Here is a 26,767-nt window from a genome sequence, read left to right on the forward strand (position 1 = left end):
CCTATGGCCCACGCTGCCCTGTATCGAAAGAAATTCTGGACATTTTGCAATTGGAGGAATGCTTCGTCGCCAAAACTATGCGCAATATTCCACCAGCATCCGTTTACCGCATTAAAAGGCGCGTTGACACAGCAGGCTTGAGCTAAATCAGATGGAGACGCCTCACATCATTGCATGGCTGATCGGGTATGGATTTATCGGTATCACATGTCTGGCAGTCATCGAAAAGTTTGTGCCCTTGTTTCCATCTTACATTCTGCTGATGCTGTTGGGTATGACAATACCCAACGCACCTCACCTCGCTATGACCCTTGGTGCGACAACTTTGGGGTCAACACTCGGTGCCTGCTGTTGGTTTGCAATTGGCCGGACATTGGGGGGCGAACGGGTTGCAACCAAAGTAAAGCGATATGGCAAGTTCTTTTTTCTGAGCGCCCAACTTTATGAGCGCCTTACGAAGGCATATCGGCGCAACCATTTCTGGGTTACTTTGGTTGGACAAACCGTCCCCGGCGCTCGGGTTTACATGGCGCTTCCTGCAGGCATATTGAAGCTGGATTTTCTGCCTTTCGGTATAGCAACCTTTTTGGGGAGTCTTCTGTGGAACGCACCATTCCTGTTCTTGGGGTATACCCTAAGAACATCTCAATATGATCCGTACAAAGCAGGTTTCTGGGCCGCCATTTGTCTTCTTGGATTGGAGGCCACCATTATTATGATCGTTTCCGTTTACAAGCGGCACGTTTCAGAAAGATCACCTGAGCGGGTTAAAGTGTGACAGCCATTTTAGGATGGCTGGAACTGGAAAAAGCCGCGTCAGCATGGTCCGCTCCAATATTATCGCCACAACTATTCTGGTGGCTATTGGATCAAACGCAGCGACCCAAAGGGAACTTCAGTAAGAGATTGTGGAATGTTGCACCCACAGCGTCCATGTCAACACATCGCTTATCAGGGATTTCTGCTTTTCTGAATTGCCCCAAACATGCCCAAAGCCTCCGCAAAATCCGGCTTAAGCCGTATTGCCTCATTGAAATCTCCATAGAATACGGCTCGATTATAGTACAGGAACGGATCATCCGGTTGAAGAGCGATGGCCTTGTCCAGTTCCATGATCTGGCGGTCGGGATTATTGAGATATTGGCTGACAATTCCATGGCTGTTGCTAGTGAATGTCACAAACTGAACTTTACCCATTTTGGTTAAACCGAGCCGGTCGGTTGCAACATCCGGCCTCTCTCACAGATTACAAATTGATCACAAATGCCAAACCGACACTAACACACGTTTTATGAAATACACATAAATAGCGGTTTTCTCCAAAACTGCATTGAAAAATAAAAGGAATGCCTAAAATATTTGCGATTAGGTGCTATATATTTGTGAGTTCATATGACAGTCTTGTGACATAGCTCACAGCAAAGAATTGTGCCCCTGCGCTTTGCTGCCAACCCGGAGATGATGTGATGACGTTCGGTCCTGGCCCAATTCTGTTCTCCAAATTCTGGCGCAATATCGAGCTGGCAAAACAGGCGACGATGGCCGCAGCCACCTATACGGCCAAGCAAGGTCAGACCCCGCAACTGATCGCAAAGGCACTTGGCCAGAGTGATGGCGGCCAGGCGATCGCCAAAGCCAACAGGATGCGGGTCGACCAGGTTCTGGATGCAGGGATTGTGCTCATCATACCCAAGATCGACCCCGTCACAGACGCGTCCCAGATCAAGTTCAACCAAGCCGTTGCCGCAAGCAGGAACGGTGCACCGCCCTCGATCCTTGCCGATGTGGAAGCGGGCAAAAGCATCGACCAGATGGCGGCCGATCAAAAGCGCACTCGCCCCGAAATTCTGCGGCAGATGGAAGCTGCAGGGCTCGGTCTCCAGACAATCGACCCGACAAGCGACAATGGCGACGTTAGAACAATCAGGATCATTGACCGCGCAACTGGCAACGTTATCGCCAGTCACTATGAAGATTTCCAGCATGGCGGCACCTCTTCGACCATCACCAATGCTGACGGAAAGGAAATCCCTGTTGTCGCCGCCAAAGCGGCCGGGAAGAACAGCCAGAAGCCATTTGCACCGCAAGGCAACCCGGAACAGGAAACCGATGGCCGCGTCGATCATCGTATTCAGGGAACGGAAAATCTCGATGGCATCGCACGGATCTACAACCAGGCCCCATCCGACATTTTGGAGTTCAGCGACCCCATTCCCGATATCAACCGGATCAATGAGGGCGATACACTGCTCATCCTGAGCAAGGAGCGGCGCACAAGCCTCGAAACCATCAAGGCATTGCAGGCGGATATCGACAAGGCTACGTCACCGGCGGAAAAGGACGACAAGACCCGCGCACTCAAGCTCGCTGTGAACACGGATATGCTTTCAGCCGCAAAGAATGGCGGCTATGCACCGGAAACGCTGAAGCTTTATCTCGACCAGCGGCAGGCAGATCTTGAAGCCCTGGGGCCAAGGACGGACTCCTACAAAACCATCGTGGCAGAGGAACGCAAAGCCGTTGAAGACGGCTTCAATGACGTTTTTAAACCGCTAAGCGCGGCCATAAACGCTGCCCAGCAGGACCCAACCCGCTGGGGTGACGTCAAGACCGAAATCACCCGCCAGTTCGAAACCCTCGCCAAGGACGCGCCCGATGGCGGTGAAGCGGCGATCAACAGTGCCCGCGAGACCTTGAAACTCTATGGCCCGGCCGACAGCAAGTTTACCGACGCTCTTGACGCCGGTGGCTATGAAGTCCTTGTCGGCAAGCCAGCCCGCAATGTTCAGGAGGCCTATTCCAAGGGCGCGAACAAGTTCAATGGACTTGATGGCGAGGCCGGAAAGGAGGCGCAGCGGGAAGACGGCGCAGGCCGCGCAGCCAAGGTCCTGGATGAAGTGACGAAAAACGTTACGCCGGAAACGGCAATTCTCATCGTCAAAGAGGCCAATAAGGAAATCAGCGCGTTTGGCGACCAGAAGACGCGCGTGGTTGATCTGATCGAGCAGACAATTGGCAAACGCACGGCAATAACCTCGGGTGCCAGCCCCGATCATCGGCTCGGCGGTAAGAACTCCACTATTGCCGGCGAGATCAAGTTTTCGCTGCAATTGACGCAGCGCGATACGGTGGCGAACTATTCCAATGTCATGGGGCACATCGCACAGGCACCGCAGGGGAAAACCTTCATTGATGAGCGGGCACAGTCCATAGCAAACTCCCTCAAGGCGACACAGGACCAGACATTCGCGGATTGGGAGAAGAAGCTTCCCGAAAAGGTCCGCGGCTTCCCGCTGGATGAGAAGAAGAAAATCGGCAAGGAAATGGGAAACCCCTATCCGGAGATTAAAACCGCCACCCCGGATCAGATCGGCGAGCCCTTCCGCAACGCGATCGCCAACGGCAAGGACCCGTCCCTGACGCTTGCCATCATTAACCGGCTCAAAAACTCTGGCGATACGGCCAATGCGGCCCTGCTTTTGGACGCCGCGACCAAGGGCACGGACGATCTTGTCGCAAACAGCCGGAATATTGTTGGCGAATTCTCGAAAGACCACCTCGTGGTGGCGGACGACTGGAAGTCGGCCCTGTCGACGAAACAGTTGACCGATGGCATTAATGACTCGATTGCCAAGAACCCAGGCAGCAAGAACAAAATGGACGGCCAGGGAACATTGATCTTTCGCTCGCTCGCCGCCCTCCATGCTGCCGAGACCGACTTGCATGGGCTTCAGGGGTTTGACCGCTATCAGGCCAGCATCCACACGCTTGAGACTGACGATCAGGTGCAGTTCGCCGTCAATAACAGTGAAGGTGCCTGGAAGGAGATGGGCAAAGCCTACATCGAGAGCACAACGCCCCCGGACGGGGTTCCCGTTCCTGCCACTCCAAGCCTGTTCTGGTCCGGCCGCGCGGTCATTGGCATGCATAAGACCATTGCCGCCTATGAAGCGCTAGGCGGCAACAAGGCATACAAACCGCCCACACCGGGAAGCATCGACATCGCCTCCCGCCTCAATCCAGCTCAGGTTGACGGCAAACTCGCGCAGAAATCCTCTCTCCTATTGAATGGACCCAATGCGGCAACCGACCCGGCGGCCCGCAAGGCGGCCCTTGAAAGCCTGAGCAAATCCTTTGACGGTTCGAAATTCGACCCGCGCGCCGGCATCACAACGGCATCCGGTTTCGGCAAGGGCCTGGCGGCGATCCAGGGCCTGCTTTACCTTGGCAGCACGGTTGAAAATGCCCGTAACCCGGACCTTCTATCAAAGTCTTTTGCCGTTTGGCTGACGGGTGGCATTGCCTACGAAGCCGGCCAGTTCGGAGCCGGCATGGCACGATCCGTAGTCGAAAACGGCCGCTTTCCAAAAGGCGGTTTCCTTGACCGGGCATCCAGTTTTGCCGAAGTCGGTGGTACGCCGAAATGGAGCTGGTTCTCTAAGTATTTTGATCGTGCCGGGGGCCTTCTCATGGTTGCCTATACGCTTGATCATGTCGCCAAAGGCAAATGGGCCAATTCGGCCTTTGCTGCCACCACCACCTTGGGCACATTCCTGTCAATGATGAAATCACCCAAGGCCGGATTGTGGGGTGCCGGGCTAGCCGTCGTCGGCATCGTCGGCGAAATGGTCTACAACAATATTCGCCGAAGCCAGGCGGCCAGTTATTATGAAGGGCCCACCGAGCAATTCCTGATCCAGGCCAATTTCAGACCGGAAACCGCTAAAATTCTCGCGGATCATGACGATGACGGGAACAGCGTTGGCTCGATTATCGAGCCGCTTGCCAAGCAGCTCAAGATGACTCCGGAAGCCCTGACGGAAATGCTGCGGACCTCCGGCGACGATGCAAGACTGAAGGAATTTGTCCGCAACGTGCACCAGGTCAAGCCTGACAAGGACGGAAACTATCCGATGTCCGCACCCGAACGCCTGCCGCCATTGAAAATGCCCGACGGAGGCACGGTATCGCGTGATCCGTCGGAAGGGCGTGCCCGCACGATCCCGGAACTGGCCGATTGGGTGGGACAAAACCTTGTCCTGACGAATTAGGACACGACCGGCTCAGCACCGGTAGAAAGCGCGAGCCGCTTCTCCCTCGTGCTGCCCGCCACACCGCCCAAGGGCGATGCACTGGATTGCAGGATATCGCCCTGCACTCCGGTCCGATGTCTGCTTAGCCATCGCTCAACTTTTTGCACCCACAATCCGCTTGTTCGGTCTGTGACATTCCGCACATCGCGATCAGACCACAACCCCTACGGTGAAGCGGTCGTTAGTCGGAAGGACATCTCGTCTCCCCCGCATGAACGACAAGGGGGGTTCTCATGTCATCACTCAATCGATGATGCAGAGTTGGAGCCTCTTTTTTTGGCAAAAGAACGAAAAAGGAGCACTACGATGGCACTTTATCTTTTCGAAAGGACAGGCGGTACGCTGAACACGGCCAATGTCAAGAACATCATCACCCAGGCTGGAAAGAACCGGCAGCAGCCGGCGATATACAATCCCGCCCTCTATACTTATGAGGAAAAAAGCACGAAGAAGGTCCAGGCTTCGGGGCCTGGCGACATGGCCACTAGCCCGCTGGAACATGCCGCAACCCAGTTGGGTTTCAAAAATACCAGCGTGCTGTTTGTGGCTGAGGGCGCCGATGACGACAATGATGCCGATATGCCAGCGGCCCGCAGCATTGGCTCCATCACGCCCAGCATTGGTAATCTTCTCGGCGCTACCCAGTACGGGGTATCGATCAAAATGGATCAGGCGACTGTAGAAGCCCTGTCGAACGGCGATTATTCCCTCTATGGCTTCAAAGCGGTCCAATCCAGCGCCGGCGGCGGCAGGCCACTGGTCTGGTTCAAATCGACCGAATTCGGTCTGGACACCGGTGTTTCCTGGGAAGTTCAGTACGAGGCCTACACCTCCCGCTCTGCGATTATTCCGAACGGGCAGATCAAGGGCTTGAGTTCTTACCCGATTGACCTTGGACAGATGCTGGAAGTGGAAACACCACAGGGCACCGGTGTCGTCGTCGACGGCACGGCTGGGATGATTTCAATTGAGAACCGGACGGCAACGCAGGTAACCTGCGGGATTTCCGAAGTGGTCGATGGGACGCCCCAGCCTCTTTGCGCCTTCCCGCTCTACGGCAACGGGCTTGATGCGATCGTACCGATCCAGAAGGTCATGTTCACCTTCTCCACCAGACCGGTCAACACCGGCACGGTCATCGAACAGGCCTATAGCCAGAGCATTCTGATCGATCTCACTGCCAAGACCAATCGCGAGGTTTCCTTCGACATCAACAAAGGCTGGGCATGGGGTGGCTACAGCTGGGCTCAGGCTATTCGCCCTTCCACCAATGTCGTGCCCTTGCTGATTGAAAGCAACGCCTTCTGAGATTCTTACTGTCTTGAAGCAGACGGGCGGCCTCTGCATATCCGGCGGCCGCCCGCCAGTCTTTCATGGATGCGACCCGGCAACCGAAGGAGGTTCAGATGCCCGCGTCTCCAACCTACCAGATTGATCTTTCGCTCGCGCCGGCAACCATCGAAGCACTCGTCGACGGCGGATACTCCTTTTACACGATGTTTGCCGTCCAGATGAAAAATGCGGCAGCCCGGCCAACCATTGGTTTTTCAACGCAGAATATCACGGCGAATATGCCAATCGTGTGGAAGGCAGATGTATCAGCCTATACATCGTTCACGCCCATCAGCAGCGGCAGTGTCGTTCGGATCGGCTATGAAGTGCCTATCAACATTGGCCAGACCTTTGTCGTCACGAGCGGCGGCATCGGGCAGGTCAAAGCCGGCGGCCCGGTGTCGAAAATTGCCATCGCCAATACAACGGCAGGCGCATTCACATCCGGCTTTGCCCGAGCCATCTGCGGAGAAGAGACTACCGTTCCCATCTATGCTGTCCCCTTGTATGGGAACCAGACGAATATCGCCGCCCCCTTACCCAAGGTCCTGCTGCAATTTACCACCGCGAGCCTTCAACCCGGTACACTCATTGAAAAACTGGCCATGGAATTTCAAGCCGGCGCCTCTTACAGTCCCTCCCTCCTGGTTGAGGCAGCCGCCAATCAGACACGCGCGCTGAGTTACGACATCAATGCCGGCTGGAATTGGGGCGCTTACTCCTGGGCCGAGATCATTCCCGCCAATGCCGATCTGGCAAAAGTGCTGATCGTACAGGAATAGAAGAATGCGAGCCTGCGAAATTCCAGGCACTTCTCATCAAAATCTCACCGCAAAGATGGCAGAAATTGCAACGAAGCATCCTCCACATTGCTCTGCACGATCCCGGCCGAAAGCATCGCCAAACGCGGGTCGCCCGTATCATCGCCGTGTTTCAACCGCACCATCGCCCGGCGCGCCCGCGTTTCCCACAAAACGGCGTCCTGCATTCTCGCTGTTTGGGCAGCGAGTTTATAAAAATGGCGGGCTTCATCCGCACGCCCGGCACACTCGTGCACAAAACCACACAATCTCTGGCGTTCCGCCCGCCATGCTCCCTCCATGGTCCCGGGAGAACCTGTCATTGCCGCCGCAATGAGCCGTTGGGCCTGGCGGTCATGCCCATCGACTGCATAGGCCGCCGCCAGTTTTGCCGACCAGTAGGGAATGCCGATGCCAACGCCCATAGCCTTCTGCACATCAAGCGCCTGTTCCATTTTGGCCCGGATCGCCGGAGTACCCGCCGCGTCGAACTCGATAACTGCATGCCACATGCGGCCCGTCGCCGACCAGAACGCCGCCCCCTGATGGTCGGCAAGCGCCACGCCGCGTTGCATCCGCGCCAGCGCCTGATCAAAATCACCAAGGTAGCCGAGAGCCACGGCACCCCAGATATGGATGTATGGCAGCATCAGCGGAACATCGAGCCGCATTTGATATGCGTCGGCTTCCGTGATGAGGTGCCGTGCCAGCGCAAACTGACCGGTGATTGCTGCTGAATGTGGGGCAAAAGCATGGGCTGTCGCAAACAGGTCCATGCCGTACTTGGCGGCAAGCGGTGCATCCCGCTTGAAGTCGTAGCAGGTCCTGATCTTTTCCAGCGTTGCAAGCTGTGCACGAAACCGTCCAGAATAGAACTGTATGCCATTGCGTGTGCCAAGCACGGCCAGCGTATGTTCTCCAGGCCTGTCTTTTTCCGGCATGCCCTGAAGCACGGTCTCCATTCTTGCAACCGTTGTTGCTGCTTCTTTGATACGGCCCATCAGCACCTGGTAAGTAAAAATGCCCCAAAAGATCGCCAGGCTATCGCCCTCGATACGATCGAGCGTCTTCAGAAGTGAGAGGCTCTTTTTATAAGTCTCGATTACTTCGCGGTCCGTAAAGCCGCGTGTCTGCATGAGATTTGCCGCCAGGTCGATCAGAATGGTCGTCCGCTGCCTTGTTGCCTCTGTATCACCCTCGCCCGCCTTAACAAGCAGATCCAAGGCGCGCCGAAGCTGTGTTTCGCCTTCCGTAAAGGCCCCCAGTGCCACAGCCAGCCTACCAATCCTGTGCCTGTGGTGTGCTGCCATCGCATAGTCACCAGCCGCTTCAAAGTGATAGGCAATTTCAGCCATGACCTTGTCATTGCCATGCGCATCACCAGCCATAAGAAACTTGGCCACACGCCGATGCAAGCTGGCACGCCTTGCGCGGAGCAATGACCCATAGGCTGCCTCGCGGATGAGATCGTGGCGGAAGCTCAGGAGCGCGTCACCGTCCCGATGCAAAATTTCGGCCCTGCACAAACGCTCGACATCCTCTGTCACGTCACCAGGCACAACCTCCATCAAATGCGCAAGCAGCGGGATACTGGAGCGGCTTCCGATAACCGAAGCACATTGAGCCACCCGGCGGGCGGGACCCGTCCGGTCAATCCATGCGGTGAGCGCCCCCACCAGCGTTTCGGGAACAGCGTCAGGCCCAAATATCAGCCCATCTTTCAATTCCCGGAGAAGATGTTCCAGAAACAATGGCACACCTTCTGACCGGGCGATGATCTTTGCTGCCAGGTCGGGATTGATCGCGTCGCTGCAATTGGCAAGAAGGGCGTGGCATTCCGGCGGGTTGAGTTCTGCAACGCTTACGATCCGGGCCCTTATCTCCCCGAACTGATCCTTGAATTCCGTCCGGCAGGTCCCCAGCCACTGAATGGGACAATCGCTAAGATCAGCGCACAGCCTGGCAATCAGCATCTGGGAACTATGATCCATCCACTGCAGGTCTTCGGCAACGACCTGTATGGGCATGCGCTGGGCAATGCGGCGAAATGCGCCGGCAAGTGCATCAAACGTTCCCTGGCGAATGGCGCTCGGCGTCTCCCGTGCCAGCAAATCTGCGGCCGCCCCCGGTTCGAGGAGTGCGCGCAGGTAATCCATGCCTTCGCCGGTCTGCGCAACCCGGTCGTCATGTCTGAGCCATTCCACAACGGGATAAAGCGCCGTCGCCCGCTGCCGTTCTGACGCTGCCAGCACGATTTTCGGCTGATGTGCCGGACACCGGGTGAGATGTTCCCGCACGATACGGCTTTTGCCTATGCCCGGCGATCCGGAAAGAACATGAAATGGACTTGCACGACCTGTCCTTACAACCCTGCTCCAGACCGCCGCCAGCTTCCGCAGCTCCGCCACGCGCCCAACGAAGGGAAATGCCTCCATGTCCGCCATGCCTGCTTCCCCCATGGTCAGACGCCAGGTCGGTTGCGGTTTGGCAAAGCCCTTTAACGAAAGGTCTCCGACAAAATGCACGTTCGTTTCGCGCCGCAGAAGCCGGCGGGTCAGGTCAGACAAATAGACTGAATCAGGTTCGGCAGCCGCCTGTAGCCGGGCAGCGAGTACCCCGCATGCACCGGTGATTTTTGACGTGCGGCCATGGTATTCCGCCACTACGAACCCTGTTGCCAAACCAACACGCACCGCAAGGCTATGGCCTTGCGCATCAATCTCCTTTGCTTGGCTGACAATGCCGACTGCCGCCTGAACGGCGCGATCGGCGGCATCCTGAAGAGCCTGTGGAATGCCGAAATGCGCAACGACACCATCGGCGAGATATTCCGCAACGATGCCACCGGCCACCTCAATCTCATGGCGTACCAGCGCGTAATATCGTTGCAGCAGGGCGCGCAAATCCTCCGGATCCGCCCGCAGGGCAATGGCTGTGTAATCGACAATATCAGCAAAGAGCACCGTCACCTGGCGACGCTCTTCCAGATCATCGCCCTCAGGCCTTTCTTCAAACGAAGCCATCGCGGTTATTCTCTCACAGTCGCTGGCGTTCGAGATTCTGCTGCGCCGATGCAACCGCCTTCACCCGGGCTGAATCAAGGGGATTGCTGAGCGTCCAGTTGGTCCAGCAGCGGAAGGATCCGGGTAATCCGGCTTGTTCAGGCGACGGCTTCAGCGCCGGCGATATGAGCCGTCCGGCTGGCAGGCCGATCCCGTTTGTCGGGAATATGTCTATATGCGTAGCCACGGGAACTGCAAACGCCGACCCAACGGCAAAGTCAAAAGCCATGGCCTGCCAGGCCCCCTTACCCCGAGGTGTCAAGATTGGCGTGTCAAGCAGTGATCGGACCAGCCCCACATCCCCCAGATCAATCAGCCGGGAAACGGGCGCGTGCTCAAAGAATTGCATGTCCCAGATTGCGGCATTTTTCTCGCTTTTCGTGCGGTAGCTGGTTCCTGCCATCTGGTTTTTGGCGTAATGCTTGGCAAGGCCATAAAACAATCTGCCCGACCACGTGGCCAGCCGATTGTTCAGAAACAAAGCCGGCAAAAAGCTGAAAGTGGTGCCGTCACCGCCCGCTATTTCCACGCAATTGATCGCTACAATACTTTCAAGATAGGTGCTGAAGCCTAAAAACTGCGGCAGGAAACTGGCGCGCACATTGGTCTGCCGGTTGAATAGAAATGTCACAGGATGGGTTTTGGCAGGGGTCAGTGACTGCCGGGATAGAACCAAACCCTCCGGAAGCATCGCACGCAGGCCATCTTCCGGCAGGGCGTGAAAACTGAATATTCCTTCCATCGCGCCGCGCAGGAAAGCCGGGGTCAGCGGCCAGTCCGCATCTGGCGCCATGATCGACGACAGCAAGGCTGGCGTCGCCAACCCGCCATCGGCAGGAAGATCCATCTCGCCATAGATTGCTTCCGTCGACCCCGTGAATGACCGTGCAGCGGCCAGACCGGAAATTGTGGCTGCTTCGACACAGCCGGCGTTGACACCGCATCGGGTCCAATCACCAGCCAGAACGAGATTGGAGAAACCGGATTCATCGGGTGCCAGACGGTAATAGACCGATCCCGGAACCGAGAGCACATATCTCTCCGAGCCATAGAAATTCTGGCGGAAATATTGATCGGCAAACCGCCCGGACGCGGTCTTGCTATTTACGGAAACCAGGAGATTTCTGTCGAACGTCCCTGCCTTGTTCCTTGTCTGCGGCCAAATCTGCGTCAGCCGCTGATCAGCCCACTGAGCGGCCTGCTCCTGTAGCGGGGGCATAGGCACATCCGCGTCCCTTGAAGGCGAACAAAAATACGCAATGGAAACCGGTTGCGGATCAGGCCAGGTCTCCCGCACCAGAAGGTCACTCATATCCGCCCATGTGTCGAGCGGCTCGGCAAACCCGGTCATGACCGTCTGCAGTGTATCCGGATTGAATTTGGCGTCCTGATTATGGGCCCTGACCAGAGTTGGCCAGCCTGTTGCGGAAGCGGGTATACTCATCCAGAATTGAGCTGCGCAGGTTGCAACAGTCTTGACCTCAGCAAGCATTTGTCGCCAGCGGAGCGAAGCGGCCGCGAGCTCGGAAGTCATATAACCAAGTGAACCTATCGACGCACCAAGGATGACATCGTCAAAATCCGTGCCCCGATACAGGCTCTTCGCCTTTCCGGTCGGCGGGGTTTTTTCCGATTCAAAATCGATGCCGCTGGCTTTCAGTTTCTGCCCATCGACCAATTGTGGCCAGTCGGGCTCCGAAGGCCAGCACGGCAAGCCAGCAACGGTAAAAAGCGGCTCATACGAGCCCGAGACAAGGCTTGCCTGCTCAACCATATCGATGCGTTCAACCGCATTCCGACCGGCACCCAACGCCAGATTGGTCGCGGCGTGAAAGAAGCTGAACTTCACACCCCTGGCCTTGAGAACCTGATAATAGGGAGCAAAGATCGTATCTCCCATCCCTGCCTGCATTTTGAAGAATAGCGCACCCTTGTAGGTGAATGCGAGCCGCAGCAGACCACGCATCGCTGTCCCGGCCCCTACGCCGCGGTCGTCACAGACGCCGCCCGGATATCCGAACACATAATCATAACATCCACGAAAGACCGCCGATTCCACCGCCTGCTGCGAGGCATGGTGTTTCAATAGCCAGGCTGAACATTCCATGTTGTCGATCGAATCGAAACCGCGCAGGAACACCAGGTCGACGACCATGCCCGTTGCAAAGGCCGTTCCAAGATCCAGCATGAAATAAACACGGCGCGCAGTATCATCATTGATCCATTCCCCCGGTTGAATGCCGTCAAGCCAGATACGGATGCCCTCCAGGATTTCCAGAAGTTCACTGCGATGGCGGGCCGTATGCTGGCGGGCATCCTCTGGCAGCGTGCTGGCATAAGCCAGCACATGGTGCAACGGGGAGCGGTATCCGGCGTCGTCTGCCGCAGGCGGTGGCAGCGGCAGCTTGTTTTCAACTTTTTCAAACTGGCTTACCAGGAATTCCAGCACCAGCTTGAAGTAAGCAAATGGCGTCGGCAGCACCCCGCCCGTCCCGGGTATTTCGCCATTCCCCTCAAATTCAATGAGCCAAGGCCGCCATTCGATACGGGACTCCTCGGTAACCTCTTCACTCAAAAAGAACGTGTTGAGCGGCTTGAAGGCTTTTTCAATCGTTCCCAGCGGGTCCTCAGGTGTTCTGAGCCGCCTGTCGACGAGTTCCTGATAACAGCCCCGCATCAGCCGGAAGGCATTGTCGTAAAAGCCGGCCCAGATATGCAAGCCGTGCTCTTCGATGCGGTTGGCTTTCTCACGATTTCGCCCGCTCGCCCCCTTTCCGCCAAGCCGCCAGCCAAGTTGATAGAGCGTGATATCATACTTGCTTTGCCAGTCCGGATGGTCGGTCAAGGCGAATGCAGCGGTAATAGCTCCCACACCGCCGCCAACGATTGCAATCTTTCGCACCGCTTGCCCCATGAATATCAAATCTCCCCTTTCAGCGCATCAAACCAGATTGAAGACGATATCCGCATCACCGAGGCGCTGATATCTGCAGCGAAATACTTGGATTGGACAAACCGCACTACCGTTATAGGTCGCTTGTTAATGTCAAAAAAATCCGTTACTCGACCGCCGGATCGGCGGTGGATAATGGCGGCTCTCCCGCTCGCAAGACACAGCGAAGCAATTAAACGCTGGCTGCGTACTTTGGAACAGACCCCGTTAGAAAAGCGGGCGATATCGCCATGTGCGATGGAGCATCCATTGCAGATGTATACTGTGAAAACGGCATTAGACACCCCCATGCACCCACACCCTGATCGGTTAATAGAATTACGAGAGAATACATTCGTCCGTATCTCGTGAGAATTTGATAGGGGATCAGGGCAAATCGACTGGAAAAAGATATCACTCAATATATCTTTTTCTCAATGAATATTTGTATAACGTACAATATTTAAAATGTTTGACTTATAGTATGTCAGATACATTTTCTGATATGATGATGGTGTATCAAATAAATCTGCATTGCTGTTTGCGACATACAATATTCGAATTGTTATGGTCGCAGGGTTTTTGCAAGTGTCCAAAGACCGAACACTGGCAGCGCCCATATGATGAATGAGAGGCAAGTGCGATTTTTGGCAGTCAGGTCAGTGATCATTTGAACAGGACCGCTTGATGGACCCGCATTCCCCGAGCTTAACCACCATCACCCTGTTTAAAGGCCTAGACCAGCAGGCGCTGCGGAGACTGGAAAGCCAATGTATCTGGCGGCGCTACCGTRCCAACGAAGTGATCATCGATGATCAGGATGACAGCAATCATCTTTTTCTCGTTGTCCGCGGACAACTTCGTGCCAGTGTCAGCATCGCCGGGCAGGAAACCATCATGCGCGATATCAAAGCCGGCGAATATTTCGGTGAAATTGCCGCCATTGATAACCGGCCCCGCTCCGCGCATATCCGCTGTCTGACGGATTCGGTTGTGGCGCATATGCCCGCCCATATATTTTGGCGGGTTATCCAGGAATACCCTGATGTGGGTCGGCAACTGCTGATCTCGCTTGTCAGCCTCGTTCGGGCGCTAACCGATCGCGTCAATGAAACATCCGCCCTCAACATGAAACACCGGCTGATGGCGGAGTTGCTGCGCCTCTCGCGACCGTCCGCCACCAGCAAGGGATCCTATATCATCTCGCCGCCGCCGACCCATGCCGAGCTCGCCGCGCGCATTGGCAGCCACAGGGAGGCGGTCACCCGGGAGCTGAATCAACTTTCGCGGCTCGGGTTGATCCGTCGCTATCGCGGGGCAATCTCATTGCAGGACCGCGACCGGCTGCAGCAGACGCTCGACAAGGCCATGGGTGGCTAAACAGCTCCACTCAAATGGACGTTGCAGAGGATGCCGGCGCCGACCGTCCTTTAGATTCCAATCCACTGTCCGTGCAAAGATGACGCTTATCGGTCGGCGCTAAGCATGAAATAACGAGCAGATGGTGCATATGCGTTTTGACTCACATTCCGGATGATCAGGATGGACTGATGGATGGTCGCTCGTTGTCACTTCGGGAATTGAATGTCGCGCTTGTCTGATGTGGAGTTATTGTTCGGGTTTGAACAGGTGTTTGCGGCCGGGGCTTGAGGCTAACACCCTTGGTCCAGATCCTTAAAGCTTCCCAGTGAATACCTGCGATAACCTTGAGCGTCAGCAGGGGATAACCAAGGAACAGCTTCAACAATTGCCAATCACTGAATTCGCGCCGCTTTCCCGTGAAGACAGTCGCAATGACCAACCCATCCTCATCGCTGGCATTGATCACAACGGAGGCACAATCAGCCGGTCGCGTGACGGTGAAATCATAATTCAGCGCCATCTCCATAAATGGAGAGACATAAAATTCTTTCCCGCATTCCTGATGCATTGGCTTGGCGTCATCGGTGCCATCCAACGGGAAAACATAGCTGTGGCGCTGGCCGAAAGTGTTGTTCACTTCGTATATCAGCGCCTTCAATTTACCGTTGCTATCATGGCAGAAATAAACGCTCAGGGGATTGAAGACATAGCCGAGGATTCTTGGCATCGTCATCAATTTGATGGTCCCGTTATCGGGCACCATTCCCGCCTCACGAAGATGGCCCTCGGCATAAGAGCGAAGATCCGAGCACTGCGCCGCTGCATCAAATTTGGAACCATGGTCTCGATCAAAGAAGCTGAAAAAATTGAAGCGATTATGTGAGAACCAACGATGGGTGAGTGCAATCTGGTCGATCTCATCAATGTCGAGCAACATATAGAACATGCGATAACGCAGGAAATGCCGTTTGGGACGCAAGCGCTTATGCGTGACCTTGCCAGCATAGATTGCCGAGACAAATGTATTCATGCTGCTACTTCTATCGGCGTTGCCTGGCTGTTGCGATAGATTCGGCTGGACTCATTAGCAACATTCCAAGGCCGGCGTGCGCCACCCAGATCTTCCGCTACCGCAAGGCCCGATTGCAATCCGTCCTCGTGAAATCCTGCACCAAAATAAGCGCCGCAATACCACGTATTCCGCTGCCCCTGCATCTGCCAGAGTTGCTTTTGAGCCTGCATGGCTTTGCCATCGAAAATCGGATGGGTATAGGTTTCGGAATGCAATATTTTTCGCATATCCGGTTGATGCTGAGGGTTGAGCGTGACGAAAAATTGCCGGTTGGTTTCAAGCGGTTGTAGTTTGTTCATCCAGTAGGTTACACAGAGCTGACTGCTTGGATTGGTTTCCTGACGTTGGCCGAGATAGTTCCAGCTTGACCAGACGGCACGGCGCTTGGGCATCAGCGTCTCGTCTTCATGCAGCACGGCCTGATTCACCGAATAGTGGAATGCCGAGAGGAGATTTTCTTCAACAGGCGTGGGATCGGAAAGCAAAGCGAGAGACTCATCAGCGTGGCTGGCCAGTACAATGTGGTCGAAAACACGCGTAACACCGTAGACGTCGGTGACAGCTACATTGCCATTGGCGCGCCGGATGGATGTTGCGGCACAGCTTGTCTGGATACGATCCTTGTAGCACGCCGTCAGACGCTCGACATAGGCGCGGCTTCCACCTTTTACGGTGCGCCAACGTGGCCGATTGGCCAGCTTCAGAAGACCGTGATTATCGCAAAATTGGATGAATGCCTCCGCTGGATACTCCAGTAAAGTTGACGCCGGGGCCGACCAGATGGCCGCAGCCATGGGGAGAAGATGATCGTCGCGGAAAGCACGACCGTATCCCTCCCGTTCCAGAAATTCTCCTAGAGCCAGAAAACCAAGTTTGCCGGCATGAGCAGGTGTTTCGCGATAGAAACGTAAAAGATCACGCAGCATCATCCAAAACCTGAGATTGAACAGATTTCGCTGCTGGGCAAACAGGCCGCTAAATCCTGTGCCTGAGTATTCCAGCTTTCCACCATCAAGCGATACCGCAAAGGACATATCCGATGCTTCCGTCTCAACGCCAATATGATCGAACAGAGCAATGAGATTTGGATAGGTATTCTCGTTGAAAACGATGAATCCAGTATCGACGGGAATGGGGTCCTCGCCCTTCTGCTCAACAAGGAAAGTATTACTATGACCGCCAACGCGGCTCTCGCGCTCATAAACGGTCACTTCATGGTTTTGGGAAAGAAGCCAGGCAGCAGACATGCCCGAAATACCCGATCCAATGACGGCAATCTTCAACGAAGTTCTCCCATTCCCTTTGTGTGGAAACAACGAAGACGAAAGCCATCAGCCGTTGTTTCTTTCAACATCAGTGCATACGGTGGAAATACGGAGTTGGATCAGGATTAGTTTCGGCATTGATCCGATTGCGTTGTATCTGCGTACAGAGCGGTATGGATGATTTCGGAACCCTCACCTTTGGCAATTTTAATGGAAGATGGCTGCGTGCCCGGCGCAGCATGCCCAAAGCTGGCAAGACAAAGTCCGCGATCAGGCGTTCTTTTCAAGCAATGACAGAGGCCGTCAATTATTCCGCAAAGATCACCCGGATTGCAGCGCATGGCGACAAAGTGGCATTTGCCGAGATTTTTGCCTACTTTGCACCGCGCATCAAAGGTTTCTTTATGCGCGGCGGCATGGCCCCAGGGCAAGCCGAGGAACTGGCGCAGGAGACGATGCTGACCGTCTGGCGTAAGGCACAACTGTTCGATTCCACCAAGGCTTCAGCTTCCACTTGGATTTTTACCATTGCCCGCAATTTGCGCGTTGATGCCATCCGGCGTGAACGTTATCCAGCCGCGCATTTGATGGATGAGCCGGAATTTGAATCCTCCCCCTCGGATGATCTGCTGCGCGTGGAAAGCGAAGAACGGGTCCGTAGAGCCATGAGGGAACTCTCATCGGATCAGATGAATGTCATTCAACTTCATTATTTTGATGACAAGCCCCACAGTGAAATTGCCCGGGCGCTGGATTTGCCACTGGGAACTGTTAAATCACGATTGCGCCTGGCGATGCAGCATCTCAGAAATCTGCTGGGCGAGGAATAGACTGCTATGACCCACCGCCCTTCCGATGACATTCTGATGGCTTATGCTGCGGGCAACCTCGCTCAAGGGCCGGCGCTTGTTGTTTCAGCACATCTTTCGCTTTGCTCTGAAAGTGCGCAACGCGTGCACCAGTTCGAAGCTGCAGGCGGTATCACTCTTGATGATGCACCTGTTGCCGAATTGATGTCCGATGCTCTGGAAAAAGTTCTTGCGCAGCTTGACGGAGAATCGGTAAGGCAGATTCCGCCTCGTGGCCGACATCTTGCGGATATGCCCGGGGGTCTGATTTTACCAGCGCCACTACAGGAATACGATATCGGCAAATGGAGATTTCTGGCTCCCGGTGTACAGTGGAGTTCGATCGGCAAAGGCGGAACGCCACGCAACCGCCCCATGCTTTTGCGCTCCAAGCCGGGAATGGTCCTGCCTGAACACACACACCAAGGTGTCGAATATACGCTCGTGTTAAAAGGGTCACTGCACGATGYTATCGGCGATTACTATCCTGGTGATTTTATTATGGCCGATGCCAGCCTTGAGCATGAACCTTCAGCGGGACCAGACGAGGAATGCATTTGCCTTGCAGCGGTCGATGGTCGCTTGCAGATGAAGAGCAGGCTCGGACGTCTCATCCAGCCCTTGCTCGGCTTTTAACATGGTCAAATTGGTGTTTATGCTTTGCCTGCTCATTACACTGGGAGGATGTTCCGCCGGTAAGATTTTGGACATCACCACGTCATCAGGCGGTGCATCGGTTACGCGAAGCATTGCTTATGGCAAGGACAAGCGGCAGACACTTGACATCTATGTACCCAAGAACGTCAGATCTGCGCCGGTTGCCGTATTCTTCTATGGTGGAACCTGGCAGAGCGGCGACAAGGCTACTTATGCATTTGTTGCATCGGCGCTGGCGGCCAAAGGCATCGTTACAATTGTTCCTGACTACAGGCTTTATCCAGCGGTGCGTTATCCGGCTTTTATTCAGGACGGCGCTGCTGTCGTTCGTTGGGCCAGGGACCACGCAGAAACCTATGGTGGTGATCCGGAAAAGATATATGTCGTGGGGCATTCAGCCGGAGCTTATATCGCCGCCATGCTTGCACTCGACAGGCAATGGCTTGGTCAACAAAACCTCAATCCGGCGCATGATTTGAAAGGATTTATTGGTATCTCTGGTCCTTATGACTTTCTGCCATTCGATGACAAGATAGTCGCCGATATCTTCAGTCCGGCGAAGTCACAGGAGGCAACACAGCCCGTCAATCAGGTCCGGCACGGCAATCCCTCTGTACTGCTCCTGCACGGGCAAAGCGATACTGTGGTTTATCCTAGCAATAGTATTGCATTGGAGAAGAAGCTTCGGGCAGTTGGCTCACCTGTCGAAATAAAGCTTTACCCCAATGTGGGTCACGTCGGCATCATTGGTGCCATGGGATCACCGATCCGTTTCATCGCGCCAACACTTCACGACACGGCAAATTTTATTCTCGGAATTCGGAACCAAAATGGTTCCTGACGGTGTTGTATTCTGCCAATCAAAAAGCTCTGTATGCTGCATTCGCCGCTCGTTGAACATCAGCCAGACTGCCTCCTGAACAACCAATCAATGCGCGGCACCTTATGCCATTCCTATCATTGCAGCTGTCGCCTTTGCATCGCAAGAAGGAACCAACAAATGCTCAAATATGCACTTGCCTACATTTCGACAGCTATAGTCTTTTTTATTTTCGATTTTATCTGGCTCAGCACCATGGCCACAAACTTCTATCGGGCTCGTATTCCTGACATTATAGCTACGGACGTCAACTATGTTGCGGGCCTGCTATTCTATCTCATCTTTGTTGCTGRAATCGTTATATTCGCCGTTGGCCCGGCTCTGGAAAGTGGCCGCTTGATAACTGCATCAATGTACGGAGCATTGCTGGGTTTCATAGCCTATGGAACCTATGACCTGACCAACCAGGCAACGCTCAAACAATGGTCGACAGCGGTGACTGTCGTTGACATGGCCTGGGGCACAATGGCTTCCAGCGCTGCAGCTTCGCTGAGCTATCTCGCTACGAATTGGGCATTGTCGAGATTCCAGTAATCCAGGACGCGCCATCCGACTGCTCCATGTTTACCATTTTGAGTAATGTCATCCTCGAATGTAGTCAATCAACGCACGGAATGCGGAGGTGGTTCGTCTTCTGCTCGGGTAGTAAAGGCTGAAGCCCGGTAATTCTGGCAACCAGTCCGCTAGGACCCTGATCAGGCGACCCGATACAACATCTTGAGATATCTGTGACTCGAACAGAAACGCGAGGCCTAGTCCGTCGATCGCTGCCGTTCGGATCGCTTCACCGTCGCTCAAGATTAGCGTTCCGTCGGTTTTGAAATCGATGGCCTGGCCGTTCTTTGCGAGAGGCCAACGGTAAAGTCTCGTCGAGCTAACGAAGCGATAAGTGATGCACCGGTGAGCTGTGAGATCGCTTGGCATTTGGGGCATTGGCCCATTTCTTTCGAAATAGGCTGGAGCGCCTACGATCGCAACTGGTGTAGACGTCGTCAAGGAAAGGGCCACCATGTCCCTATCGACAAGCGTCCCAAACCTTATCCCACCATCAAAACCTTCAGAAACGATGTCGCTCAATCCTTCGTTGATAGAAACTTCCACCGAGACATTCGGATACTTCGCATAGAAGCCGCAGAGAATGGGTCGCAGAATGGTCTCGTACGCGACAGACACCATGGTCAAGCGTATTGTTCCCGAGACACTCATACTCTGGTCCTTCAAGGCCTGCACCTGGTCTGCAATATCACGCAGCGCCGGACCTAAGGTTCCAAGCAATTGTTGTCCGGCCTCGGTTGGTGAGACATTGCGGGTCGTCCGGGTCAGAAGGGGAACGCCGATGCGCTTTTCCAGCTGGCTAACAGTGTAGCTGAGGGCCGATTGCGAAATGCCAAGTTCGGCGGCAGCAGCGGTGAAGCTTTGATGTCGTGCTACGACTTCAAACACCGAAAGGTCACGGAAGATAAGGCGATCCATTTATCAATCCTCTTTCTAAACCCATGCAAATTAACCGATCTAATCGATAGGTAAAGAACCGTATATTTTCGAGTTGTCAGTTGGTACCGGCCGACATTCCGTCGGTACCGGATTTTGCTTGAGGTTTAAGATGACTTTAAAGATAATCACCGCTGCTGGCCTGCTGGCAATGTCAATATCCGGCCATGCACTCGCAGACGCAATGAATGTTGTGCTGGTCCATGGGGCAACGATGGACGGTTCGGGTTGGCGTACCGTCTATGATATCCTCAAGGCCAAGGGGTTGTCCGTGAGCATCGTACAACTTCCACATACCAGCCTGAAGGACGACATCGCTGCCACACGGCTCATTCTCGAACAGCAAAAGGGACCGACCGTGCTGGTGGGCCATAGCTACGGCGGAGCCGTCATCACGGAGGCTGGCGTCGAGGATAATGTTAAGGCATTGGTCTATGTGGCGGCTCTCCAACCGGATAAAGGCGAAAGTCTGACAGAGCTCTCGAAGCGCTATCCCATGAAGATCGATATGAAAATGTTGGATGGGAGAAGTTTCGTTCCTGATCCGGCGTCGTATCATGATGCGATCGCAGCTGACCTACCTCGCGAGACAACTGATTTCATGTCAGCATCATCAAAGCCGATGACACTCGAACCCTACCAGGTGAAGTTCGAGCACGCAGCTTGGCGAAGCAAGCCGACATTCGGAATCGTTACAACTGAGGATCACGTCATTGCTCCGGAACTCCTTCGCTGGATGTACCAACGAGCTCAAACGAAAACGACCGACATCAAGTCCAGCCATATGGTCTATATGTCCCATCCGCAGGAGACAGCCGATGTGATCCTTGAGGCTGTCAAATCAGTGAAATGATCAACGCGGTGAGGTCATCTCGGGAAATCACCCATTTCGCAAGATGATTTGGAGTGGAAGGAACGGTGAGGTAATGAACAGGCGGTAGAACCGAGACGCTTGCGCATGGGCAAGGCTGTCACTCATCAATCACCCTCATCGAGCTAGCAGTGGTTCATCTTGGAAATGATTGCTCGTGTCTGGGTTCTCACCCAGTCCGATACGGGCTCTTGGTCAAGCCGGACCGGCCAAACCAAAGACACCGATGGAAGCAAAAGCTTGAGCGGCGTTGGGATTACTTTGAGTCCGAAGCGCGGCGCATGCAGTCTTGCCATCCGTGTCGGTATCGTCGAGATGACCGGCGCGCGTTCCACGGTCGACAGCACCGTCAAGAATTCTGTCGCCGCCGTCACAACATTCAGCTTCGAATCAACCTCGTCGAGGGCCCGGTCCAAGCAACCTTGGAGACGCCCGGTCAAAGTCACCAATACGTGCGGCAAGGCTAAATAATCATCCATCCCCAGCGGCTCTTTAAGCGTCAAAAGAGCCGGGTTGAACACGCAGCTCAAATCCTGCTCGAAAAGAATTTCGGCCTTATGACGCTGTGCGTTCGCCTCAAAGCAACCGATCGCAAGATCAAACTCGCCATCGTCTAATAAACGATGGACACCATCGCTTGTCGTAGGCCGGCCAAGAAGCCGGATACCAGGCGCTTCAGTGCGCAATCGGGCCGTCAGTTCCGGTACGAGCAACAATTCCACTTCGCTAAGCTCTCGAAGCTCGTCCTTGTGACGCCGCTCTGGCTCTCACATAAGCCGCTGCGTATCGATTCGGGAGCACCACTTAGCGCCTATCGAAACATCGATCCGGCAACTTTTGAGACAGCTTGGCGCATTGCTGCCCCGGAGAGCGCGCGCGAAGCATTGATACCGACGGGTTGGTTCGAGACATGGCTCGAGACGACGCTTGTCTCAAATCCGGAAACGACGTCCGATGGGCACTTCTTGGCGCCATCCGGCCCTGTGCAGGATGTACGAGAGCACTGGACAGCAGGCAAGCCGATCTACGATGCCTCGCGAATTACTTCGCCCGTCCTGATTGTCGCTGCAGAATGGGACATAGATGTGCGCATCGATATGGCTCAGGATCTTTTTAACAAACTTGATAACGTACCCTACAAGCGTTTTATCGAAATCGGTCAGGCGACGCATATGGTCCTGCTTGAGCGCCATCGTAAACAAGCATATGACGAGATTATCATGTTTCTCAACGAAACTGTCTATTACGCTTCCGGCCGATCATGATGAAAACAATGGCCGCGCTCCTGGGAGCATTGCCTCTGGCACTCGGCACGGGACCCGGCGCCGAGCTGCGCACGCCACTCGGGATTGCCATTGTCGGCGGGCTTGTTGTTTCGCAAGTCCTCACCCTTTTTACGACACCGGTTGTGTATCTGGCGCTCGGGGGATCTCACAGACACACATATGCTGAAGATACTGGAGCGCTTGATACGCTGCCAAGCAAGGGGGCAGCAATTACAGGTTAGCGCCCCTTGGGAACCGTCAAAATCTGCGAATGCAAACGGGCAGCTGAAAGCCAACTGAAAGCTTGAGTATTCCATAATCAGCATGCGTCATGGGAGGAGCGCATCGTCGTCAGGACGAAGTGAACCATGGATGCACTGAAACCCGGAGGAACAAACAATGCGTTCAACACGCACTCTTCTTCATACTGTCACCAAGGCGGCTATTATCGTTGGTTCGCTTCTTGCCACAAACGCATCCTATGCGGCTGATAAGATCACACTGATGGTTGGTGGCTACGAAAAGCAGATTTATCTGCCGGCAAAGCTCGCGGAATCACTTGGTTATTTCAAGGATGAAGGCTTGGATGTCGAACTACTCAATGAGCCCGCAGGCGTTGATGCAGAAAACGAGCTGCTCGCTGGTGCAGTGCAGGGCGTTGTCGGCTTCTACGACCATTGCGTCGACTTGCAAGCCAAAGGCAAATTTATTGAATCCGTCGTCCAGTTTAGCCAGGCACCAGGCGAAGTCGAGTTAGTGTCGACAAAGTATCCCCAGATCAAGAGTGTTGCCGATTTCAAGGGCCACAGTGCTGGTGTGACGGGTTTGGGTTCGTCTACGAACTTCTTGACCCAATTCATGCTGGCACAGGCTGGCCTCAAACCGGGCGACGTGACATCGGTGCCAGTGGGAGCAGGCACGACATTCATTGCTGCCATGCAGCAAGATGCCATTCAGGTTGGCATGACAACCGAGCCCACCATTTCGCGCATGTTGAAAACCAAGGAGGCCACGATCGCAGTAGACATGCGAACGATAGAGGGTGCACGCAAGGCGCTCGGCGGCACCTATCCCGCTGCTTCGCTCTACATGGAGACGACTTGGGTTGATACACACAAGGACGAAACACAGAAACTGGCGAATGCTTTCGTCAAAACGCTACATTACATCAACACCCATACAGGATCTGAGATTGCGGACAAAATGCCGAAGGACTTTTATGTCGGTGATAAGGAAAGCTACGTCAAGGCGCTTGATGCCGGCAAATCGATGTTCACCGTTGACGGCGTGATGCCAGATGATGGCCCGAAAACGGTTCTCGCTGTACTCTCAGCGTTCTCAAAGAATATACAAGGCAAACAGATCGACTTATCGAAAACCTACACTACGGAATTTGTGAAAAACGCGTCAACAAAATAAATCCCGTGCACGATGGGCCCAGTTTTTCTACGCTCAACTTCCGTCTCTCAAAGACCACTTCGAGGGACGGAAGTTGAGCGTAGAAAAACTGGGCCTATTGTTTGCGCATCGTATGAATGAGCTCGATACCGGCCAAGGGTGTCGCTTGGAGCAGTCACAAGCAGGCATGGCGAAAGCCGCAGCCGTCAGCACTGCAAACTTGTTCCATCAAGCAAACACAAAACCAGCCCTAAAAATAGAATCCCTTACGTCGATATCTCAAGGAAACTGTAGACAGACGCGTTCTAAAGCCTGGAGCCTCGCCCTACCCTATATCTGGGGATGAAACAGTTAAGTACAAGAATTGTCACTGACCTTTTTATGCATAGACTGCGGGGCCTTAAGCGAAAAAGGCCGGTAAACATGCAGCAATCAAATGTGACGCAAGCAAATGTGGGCTCGAAGGGCATCCCCGCGCTCATAAAGTCCACCTCTTTGACAGAGCATCCAGTGGTGATTGCCGGAGGAGGCCCGACTGGGCTGATGCTGGCAGGCGAGCTGGCGTTGGCAGGTGTGGGTGTTGTCATTGTCGAACGTCGCCCCAATCAGGAGCTTGCCGGTTCGCGGGCGGGCGGTTTGCATTCACGTAGTATCGAAGTCCTTGATCAGCGCGGCATTGCCGATCGCTTCCTAACCAAGGGACAGGTAGCACAGACTACAGCGTTCGCCGGGGTTGCATTGGATATTGGTGACTTTCCGACGCGGCACCCTTATGGGCTGGGGCTATGGCAGAACCACATCGAGCAGATTCTGGCCAGCTGGATCGAGGAATTGGCAGTGCCCGTCTATCGCGGACTGGAGGCGGTGGGCTTTGCACAGGATGATTCCGGAGTTGACGTTGAACTCAGCAATGGTCAGTCATTGCGGGCGCAATATCTCGTTGGTTGCGATGGAGGACGCAGTCTGATCCGCAAAACCGCCGGTATCGATTTCCCCGGATGGGATCCGACAACCAGTCATCTGATTGCCGAGATTGAGATAGCCGAGGAGCCGCAATGGGGCGTTCACCACAATGCCTTTGGCATTCATTCGTTCGGCCGGGTGGAGTACGAAATACACGATGGCAAGGTCGTCTACAAAGATGAAGGGCCGGTCCGCCTACTTGTGAGCGAACAACGTGTTGGAGCCACTGATGAGCCCACGCTGCACGATCTTAGTGATGCACTCATCGCGGCGTGCGGAACTGACTATGGCATCCACAGTCCCATCTGGATCTCCAGATTTACCGATACGACCCGGCAGGCGGCTACCTACCGCGACAGGCGAATTCTCCTAGCCGGCGATGCCGCGCACGTGCATGCCCCGGACGGTGGACAAGGTCTCAATACCGGAATGCAGGATGCTGTGAATCTGGGATGGAAGCTGGCACAGGTGGTCAAGGGGACGTCACCTGAAAGCCTCCTTGATACCTATCATGCCGAGCGCCACCCGGTCGGAGCTCGCGTATTGCGTAACACCATGGCATCTGTAGCGCTTCGTCGCCCTGACGAACGCACAACCGCTCTGCGCGACACTATCGCCGAGCTCATCACATTGGATGAGCCTCGCAAACGCTATGCTGCAATGATGTCAGGCCTCGACATCTCCTACGACCTCGGCGTGGGACATCCGCTGCTTGGACGCCGCATGCCCGATCTCGACCTGATCACTGACAAAGGGCCACTACGGGTCTTCGCCCTGCTACACAGTGCCCGGCCGGTGCTGATCAATTTCGGCGAGCCTGGCAGTATTGAGATCACACCGTGGGCCGATCGGGTTCAATTGATCAACGCCAAATACACCGGTCCGCTGAAACTCCCTGTTCATGGGATTGTGCCTGCTCCCACTGCGGTGCTGGTTCGTCCAGACGGATACGTGGCATGGGTAGGAGACGGAACTCCAATCGGGCTTGCTGATGCGCTAACCAAGTGGTTCGGGGCACCTATAGCGGCGTAGGACGACCAGCCAGAGGTTCGGTGTGACTGCACGAACGAAGTTTCCAAAAATCAGCGAACGAGATTTGTGGGACGTGGCGTGACACATATCCGTTTATCAACGTATTGAATCAATGTTGCCATACTGTTTCAATCTTTGAATTGGATTGATAAAGGCCATTAGCTAATACTAGACCCTTGGCGAGCGAACCCACTTATTTACATATAATGCCGATAAGAGGCGACCAGTGAAATTGGGCCGCTCAGCCAGCGGCCCAATGGCTCTCAACCTTATTGCAATGACACCGTGGTCTATTATGGTGGTTCTGTCTTTTATGTCTCAGCATACCAAACCGGTGGACCCGCGCCTTGAAAACCAACAAGAATCCGGATGTCGCTTCAGATCTGATAGGGCATGTGGTTTTCAAGGCGCGGGTCCACCGGTTTGGTATGCTGAGACATAAAA

20 protein-coding genes and 1 pseudogene are annotated in these 26,767 nt (G+C 54.5%); 14 read left to right on the forward strand and 7 right to left on the reverse strand.

Features of this window, described 5'->3' with window-relative positions; genetic code table 11:
* Positions 1-151: 151 nt before the first annotated feature.
* On the forward strand, positions 152-778 hold the full coding sequence (locus AB4Y96_RS24880; RefSeq protein WP_441920605.1) for a DedA family protein: 627 nt from the start codon (positions 152-154) through the stop codon (positions 776-778).
* Between the two features lie 173 nt (positions 779-951).
* Here AB4Y96_RS24880 and AB4Y96_RS24885 read toward each other — a convergent pair whose 3' ends face one another.
* On the reverse strand, positions 952-1,197 hold the full coding sequence (locus AB4Y96_RS24885; protein WP_441920606.1) for a hypothetical protein: 246 nt from the start codon (positions 1,195-1,197) through the stop codon (positions 952-954).
* Between the two features lie 269 nt (positions 1,198-1,466).
* On the opposite strand from AB4Y96_RS24885, the gene AB4Y96_RS24890 reads away from it, so the two are divergent.
* The 3 genes from AB4Y96_RS24890 (at position 1,467) to AB4Y96_RS24900 (ending at position 7,207) form a co-directional block, all read left to right on the forward strand.
* Positions 1,467-5,051, forward strand: a complete 3,585-nt coding sequence (locus AB4Y96_RS24890) for a hypothetical protein (protein WP_441920608.1) — start codon at positions 1,467-1,469, stop codon at positions 5,049-5,051.
* A 348-nt stretch (positions 5,052-5,399) separates the two neighbouring features.
* Positions 5,400-6,401, forward strand: coding sequence for a hypothetical protein (locus AB4Y96_RS24895; RefSeq protein ID WP_441920610.1), 1,002 nt, complete (start codon positions 5,400-5,402; stop codon positions 6,399-6,401).
* Between the two features lie 98 nt (positions 6,402-6,499).
* Positions 6,500-7,207, forward strand: a complete 708-nt coding sequence (locus AB4Y96_RS24900; protein ID WP_441920612.1) for a hypothetical protein — start codon at positions 6,500-6,502, stop codon at positions 7,205-7,207.
* Positions 7,208-7,251: 44 nt separating this feature from the next.
* Here the strand turns inward: AB4Y96_RS24900 and AB4Y96_RS24905 are convergent, their stop codons facing one another.
* Both AB4Y96_RS24905 and AB4Y96_RS24910 read right to left on the reverse strand, forming a co-directional pair.
* Complete coding sequence (locus AB4Y96_RS24905; RefSeq protein ID WP_441920614.1) at positions 7,252-10,248, reverse strand: ATP-binding protein; 2,997 nt, start codon at positions 10,246-10,248, stop codon at positions 7,252-7,254.
* A gap of 13 nt (positions 10,249-10,261) precedes the next feature.
* A complete protein-coding gene (locus AB4Y96_RS24910; protein ID WP_441920615.1) occupies positions 10,262-13,189 on the reverse strand; it encodes an NAD(P)-binding protein in 2,928 nt (975 codons plus the stop codon).
* A gap of 717 nt (positions 13,190-13,906) precedes the next feature.
* On the opposite strand from AB4Y96_RS24910, the gene AB4Y96_RS24915 reads away from it, so the two are divergent.
* On the forward strand, positions 13,907-14,599 hold the full coding sequence (locus AB4Y96_RS24915; protein ID WP_441920616.1) for a Crp/Fnr family transcriptional regulator: 693 nt from the start codon (positions 13,907-13,909) through the stop codon (positions 14,597-14,599).
* A 157-nt stretch (positions 14,600-14,756) separates the two neighbouring features.
* On the opposite strand, the gene AB4Y96_RS24920 is transcribed toward AB4Y96_RS24915, so the two are convergent.
* The gene (locus tag AB4Y96_RS24920; RefSeq protein WP_441920617.1) at positions 14,757-15,611 is read right to left on the reverse strand and encodes a DUF1365 domain-containing protein; all 855 of its coding nucleotides are present in this window, start codon (positions 15,609-15,611) and stop codon (positions 14,757-14,759) included.
* On the reverse strand, positions 15,608-16,936 hold the full coding sequence (locus AB4Y96_RS24925; protein WP_441920619.1) for an NAD(P)/FAD-dependent oxidoreductase: 1,329 nt from the start codon (positions 16,934-16,936) through the stop codon (positions 15,608-15,610). Before AB4Y96_RS24925 ends, AB4Y96_RS24920 begins: the two co-directional genes overlap by 4 nt.
* Positions 16,937-16,959: 23 nt before the next feature.
* Here AB4Y96_RS24925 and AB4Y96_RS24930 point away from each other — a divergent pair, with 23 nt between their 5' ends.
* The 4 genes from AB4Y96_RS24930 to AB4Y96_RS24945 all read left to right on the forward strand — a co-directional run bounded on the left by AB4Y96_RS24930 (position 16,960) and on the right by AB4Y96_RS24945 (position 19,837).
* Positions 16,960-17,748, forward strand: coding sequence for a sigma-70 family RNA polymerase sigma factor (locus tag AB4Y96_RS24930; RefSeq protein WP_441920620.1), 789 nt, complete (start codon positions 16,960-16,962; stop codon positions 17,746-17,748).
* Between the two features lie 6 nt (positions 17,749-17,754).
* Positions 17,755-18,402, forward strand: a complete 648-nt coding sequence (locus AB4Y96_RS24935; protein WP_441920622.1) for a ChrR family anti-sigma-E factor — start codon at positions 17,755-17,757, stop codon at positions 18,400-18,402.
* Between the two features lies 1 nt (position 18,403).
* Positions 18,404-19,264, forward strand: a complete 861-nt coding sequence (locus AB4Y96_RS24940) for an alpha/beta hydrolase (RefSeq protein WP_441920624.1) — start codon at positions 18,404-18,406, stop codon at positions 19,262-19,264.
* Positions 19,265-19,423: 159 nt separating this feature from the next.
* Positions 19,424-19,837, forward strand: coding sequence for a DUF2177 family protein (locus tag AB4Y96_RS24945; protein WP_441920626.1), 414 nt, complete (start codon positions 19,424-19,426; stop codon positions 19,835-19,837).
* A gap of 48 nt (positions 19,838-19,885) precedes the next feature.
* Here the strand turns inward: AB4Y96_RS24945 and AB4Y96_RS24950 are convergent, their stop codons facing one another.
* On the reverse strand, positions 19,886-20,776 hold the full coding sequence (locus AB4Y96_RS24950; protein WP_441920627.1) for a LysR family transcriptional regulator: 891 nt from the start codon (positions 20,774-20,776) through the stop codon (positions 19,886-19,888).
* A 130-nt stretch (positions 20,777-20,906) separates the two neighbouring features.
* Here AB4Y96_RS24950 and AB4Y96_RS24955 point away from each other — a divergent pair, with 130 nt between their 5' ends.
* Positions 20,907-21,647, forward strand: a complete 741-nt coding sequence (locus tag AB4Y96_RS24955; protein ID WP_441920629.1) for an alpha/beta fold hydrolase — start codon at positions 20,907-20,909, stop codon at positions 21,645-21,647.
* A gap of 143 nt (positions 21,648-21,790) precedes the next feature.
* Here AB4Y96_RS24955 and AB4Y96_RS24960 read toward each other — a convergent pair whose 3' ends face one another.
* The gene (locus AB4Y96_RS24960; protein WP_441920631.1) at positions 21,791-22,387 is read right to left on the reverse strand and encodes a LysR substrate-binding domain-containing protein; all 597 of its coding nucleotides are present in this window, start codon (positions 22,385-22,387) and stop codon (positions 21,791-21,793) included.
* Positions 22,388-22,414: 27 nt separating this feature from the next.
* On the opposite strand from AB4Y96_RS24960, the gene AB4Y96_RS24965 reads away from it, so the two are divergent.
* The 4 genes and pseudogenes from AB4Y96_RS24965 (at position 22,415) to AB4Y96_RS24980 (ending at position 26,323) form a co-directional block, all read left to right on the forward strand.
* On the forward strand, positions 22,415-22,930 hold the full coding sequence (locus AB4Y96_RS24965; protein ID WP_441920632.1) for an alpha/beta hydrolase: 516 nt from the start codon (positions 22,415-22,417) through the stop codon (positions 22,928-22,930).
* Positions 22,903-23,172 (forward strand): annotated as a pseudogene (locus AB4Y96_RS24970) (efflux RND transporter permease subunit); the annotation flags it as partial. The gene AB4Y96_RS24965 and the pseudogene AB4Y96_RS24970, both read left to right, overlap by 28 nt.
* Before the next feature lie 157 nt (positions 23,173-23,329).
* On the forward strand, positions 23,330-24,349 hold the full coding sequence (locus AB4Y96_RS24975; protein WP_441920634.1) for an ABC transporter substrate-binding protein: 1,020 nt from the start codon (positions 23,330-23,332) through the stop codon (positions 24,347-24,349).
* Between the two features lie 474 nt (positions 24,350-24,823).
* Positions 24,824-26,323, forward strand: a complete 1,500-nt coding sequence (locus tag AB4Y96_RS24980; protein WP_441920636.1) for an FAD-dependent monooxygenase — start codon at positions 24,824-24,826, stop codon at positions 26,321-26,323.
* The last annotated feature ends 444 nt before the right edge of the window (positions 26,324-26,767 follow it).

Origin of the sequence: Phyllobacterium sp. TAF24, assembly GCF_052113785.1 — a bacterium.
Taxonomy (GTDB): domain Bacteria; phylum Pseudomonadota; class Alphaproteobacteria; order Rhizobiales; family Rhizobiaceae; genus Phyllobacterium.

Coding starts and splice junctions, on each gene's coding strand:
- AB4Y96_RS24880 (WP_441920605.1), top strand. CDS start 152: ATGGAGACGCCTCACATCATTGCATGGCTGATCGGGTATGGATTTATC.
- AB4Y96_RS24885 (WP_441920606.1), bottom strand. CDS start 1,197: ATGGGTAAAGTTCAGTTTGTGACATTCACTAGCAACAGCCATGGAATT.
- AB4Y96_RS24890 (WP_441920608.1), top strand. CDS start 1,467: ATGACGTTCGGTCCTGGCCCAATTCTGTTCTCCAAATTCTGGCGCAAT.
- AB4Y96_RS24895 (WP_441920610.1), top strand. CDS start 5,400: ATGGCACTTTATCTTTTCGAAAGGACAGGCGGTACGCTGAACACGGCC.
- AB4Y96_RS24900 (WP_441920612.1), top strand. CDS start 6,500: ATGCCCGCGTCTCCAACCTACCAGATTGATCTTTCGCTCGCGCCGGCA.
- AB4Y96_RS24905 (WP_441920614.1), bottom strand. CDS start 10,248: ATGGCTTCGTTTGAAGAAAGGCCTGAGGGCGATGATCTGGAAGAGCGT.
- AB4Y96_RS24920 (WP_441920617.1), bottom strand. CDS start 15,611: ATGAATACATTTGTCTCGGCAATCTATGCTGGCAAGGTCACGCATAAG.
- AB4Y96_RS24940 (WP_441920624.1), top strand. CDS start 18,404: ATGGTCAAATTGGTGTTTATGCTTTGCCTGCTCATTACACTGGGAGGA.
- AB4Y96_RS24950 (WP_441920627.1), bottom strand. CDS start 20,776: ATGGATCGCCTTATCTTCCGTGACCTTTCGGTGTTTGAAGTCGTAGCA.
- AB4Y96_RS24955 (WP_441920629.1), top strand. CDS start 20,907: ATGACTTTAAAGATAATCACCGCTGCTGGCCTGCTGGCAATGTCAATA.
- AB4Y96_RS24975 (WP_441920634.1), top strand. CDS start 23,330: ATGCGTTCAACACGCACTCTTCTTCATACTGTCACCAAGGCGGCTATT.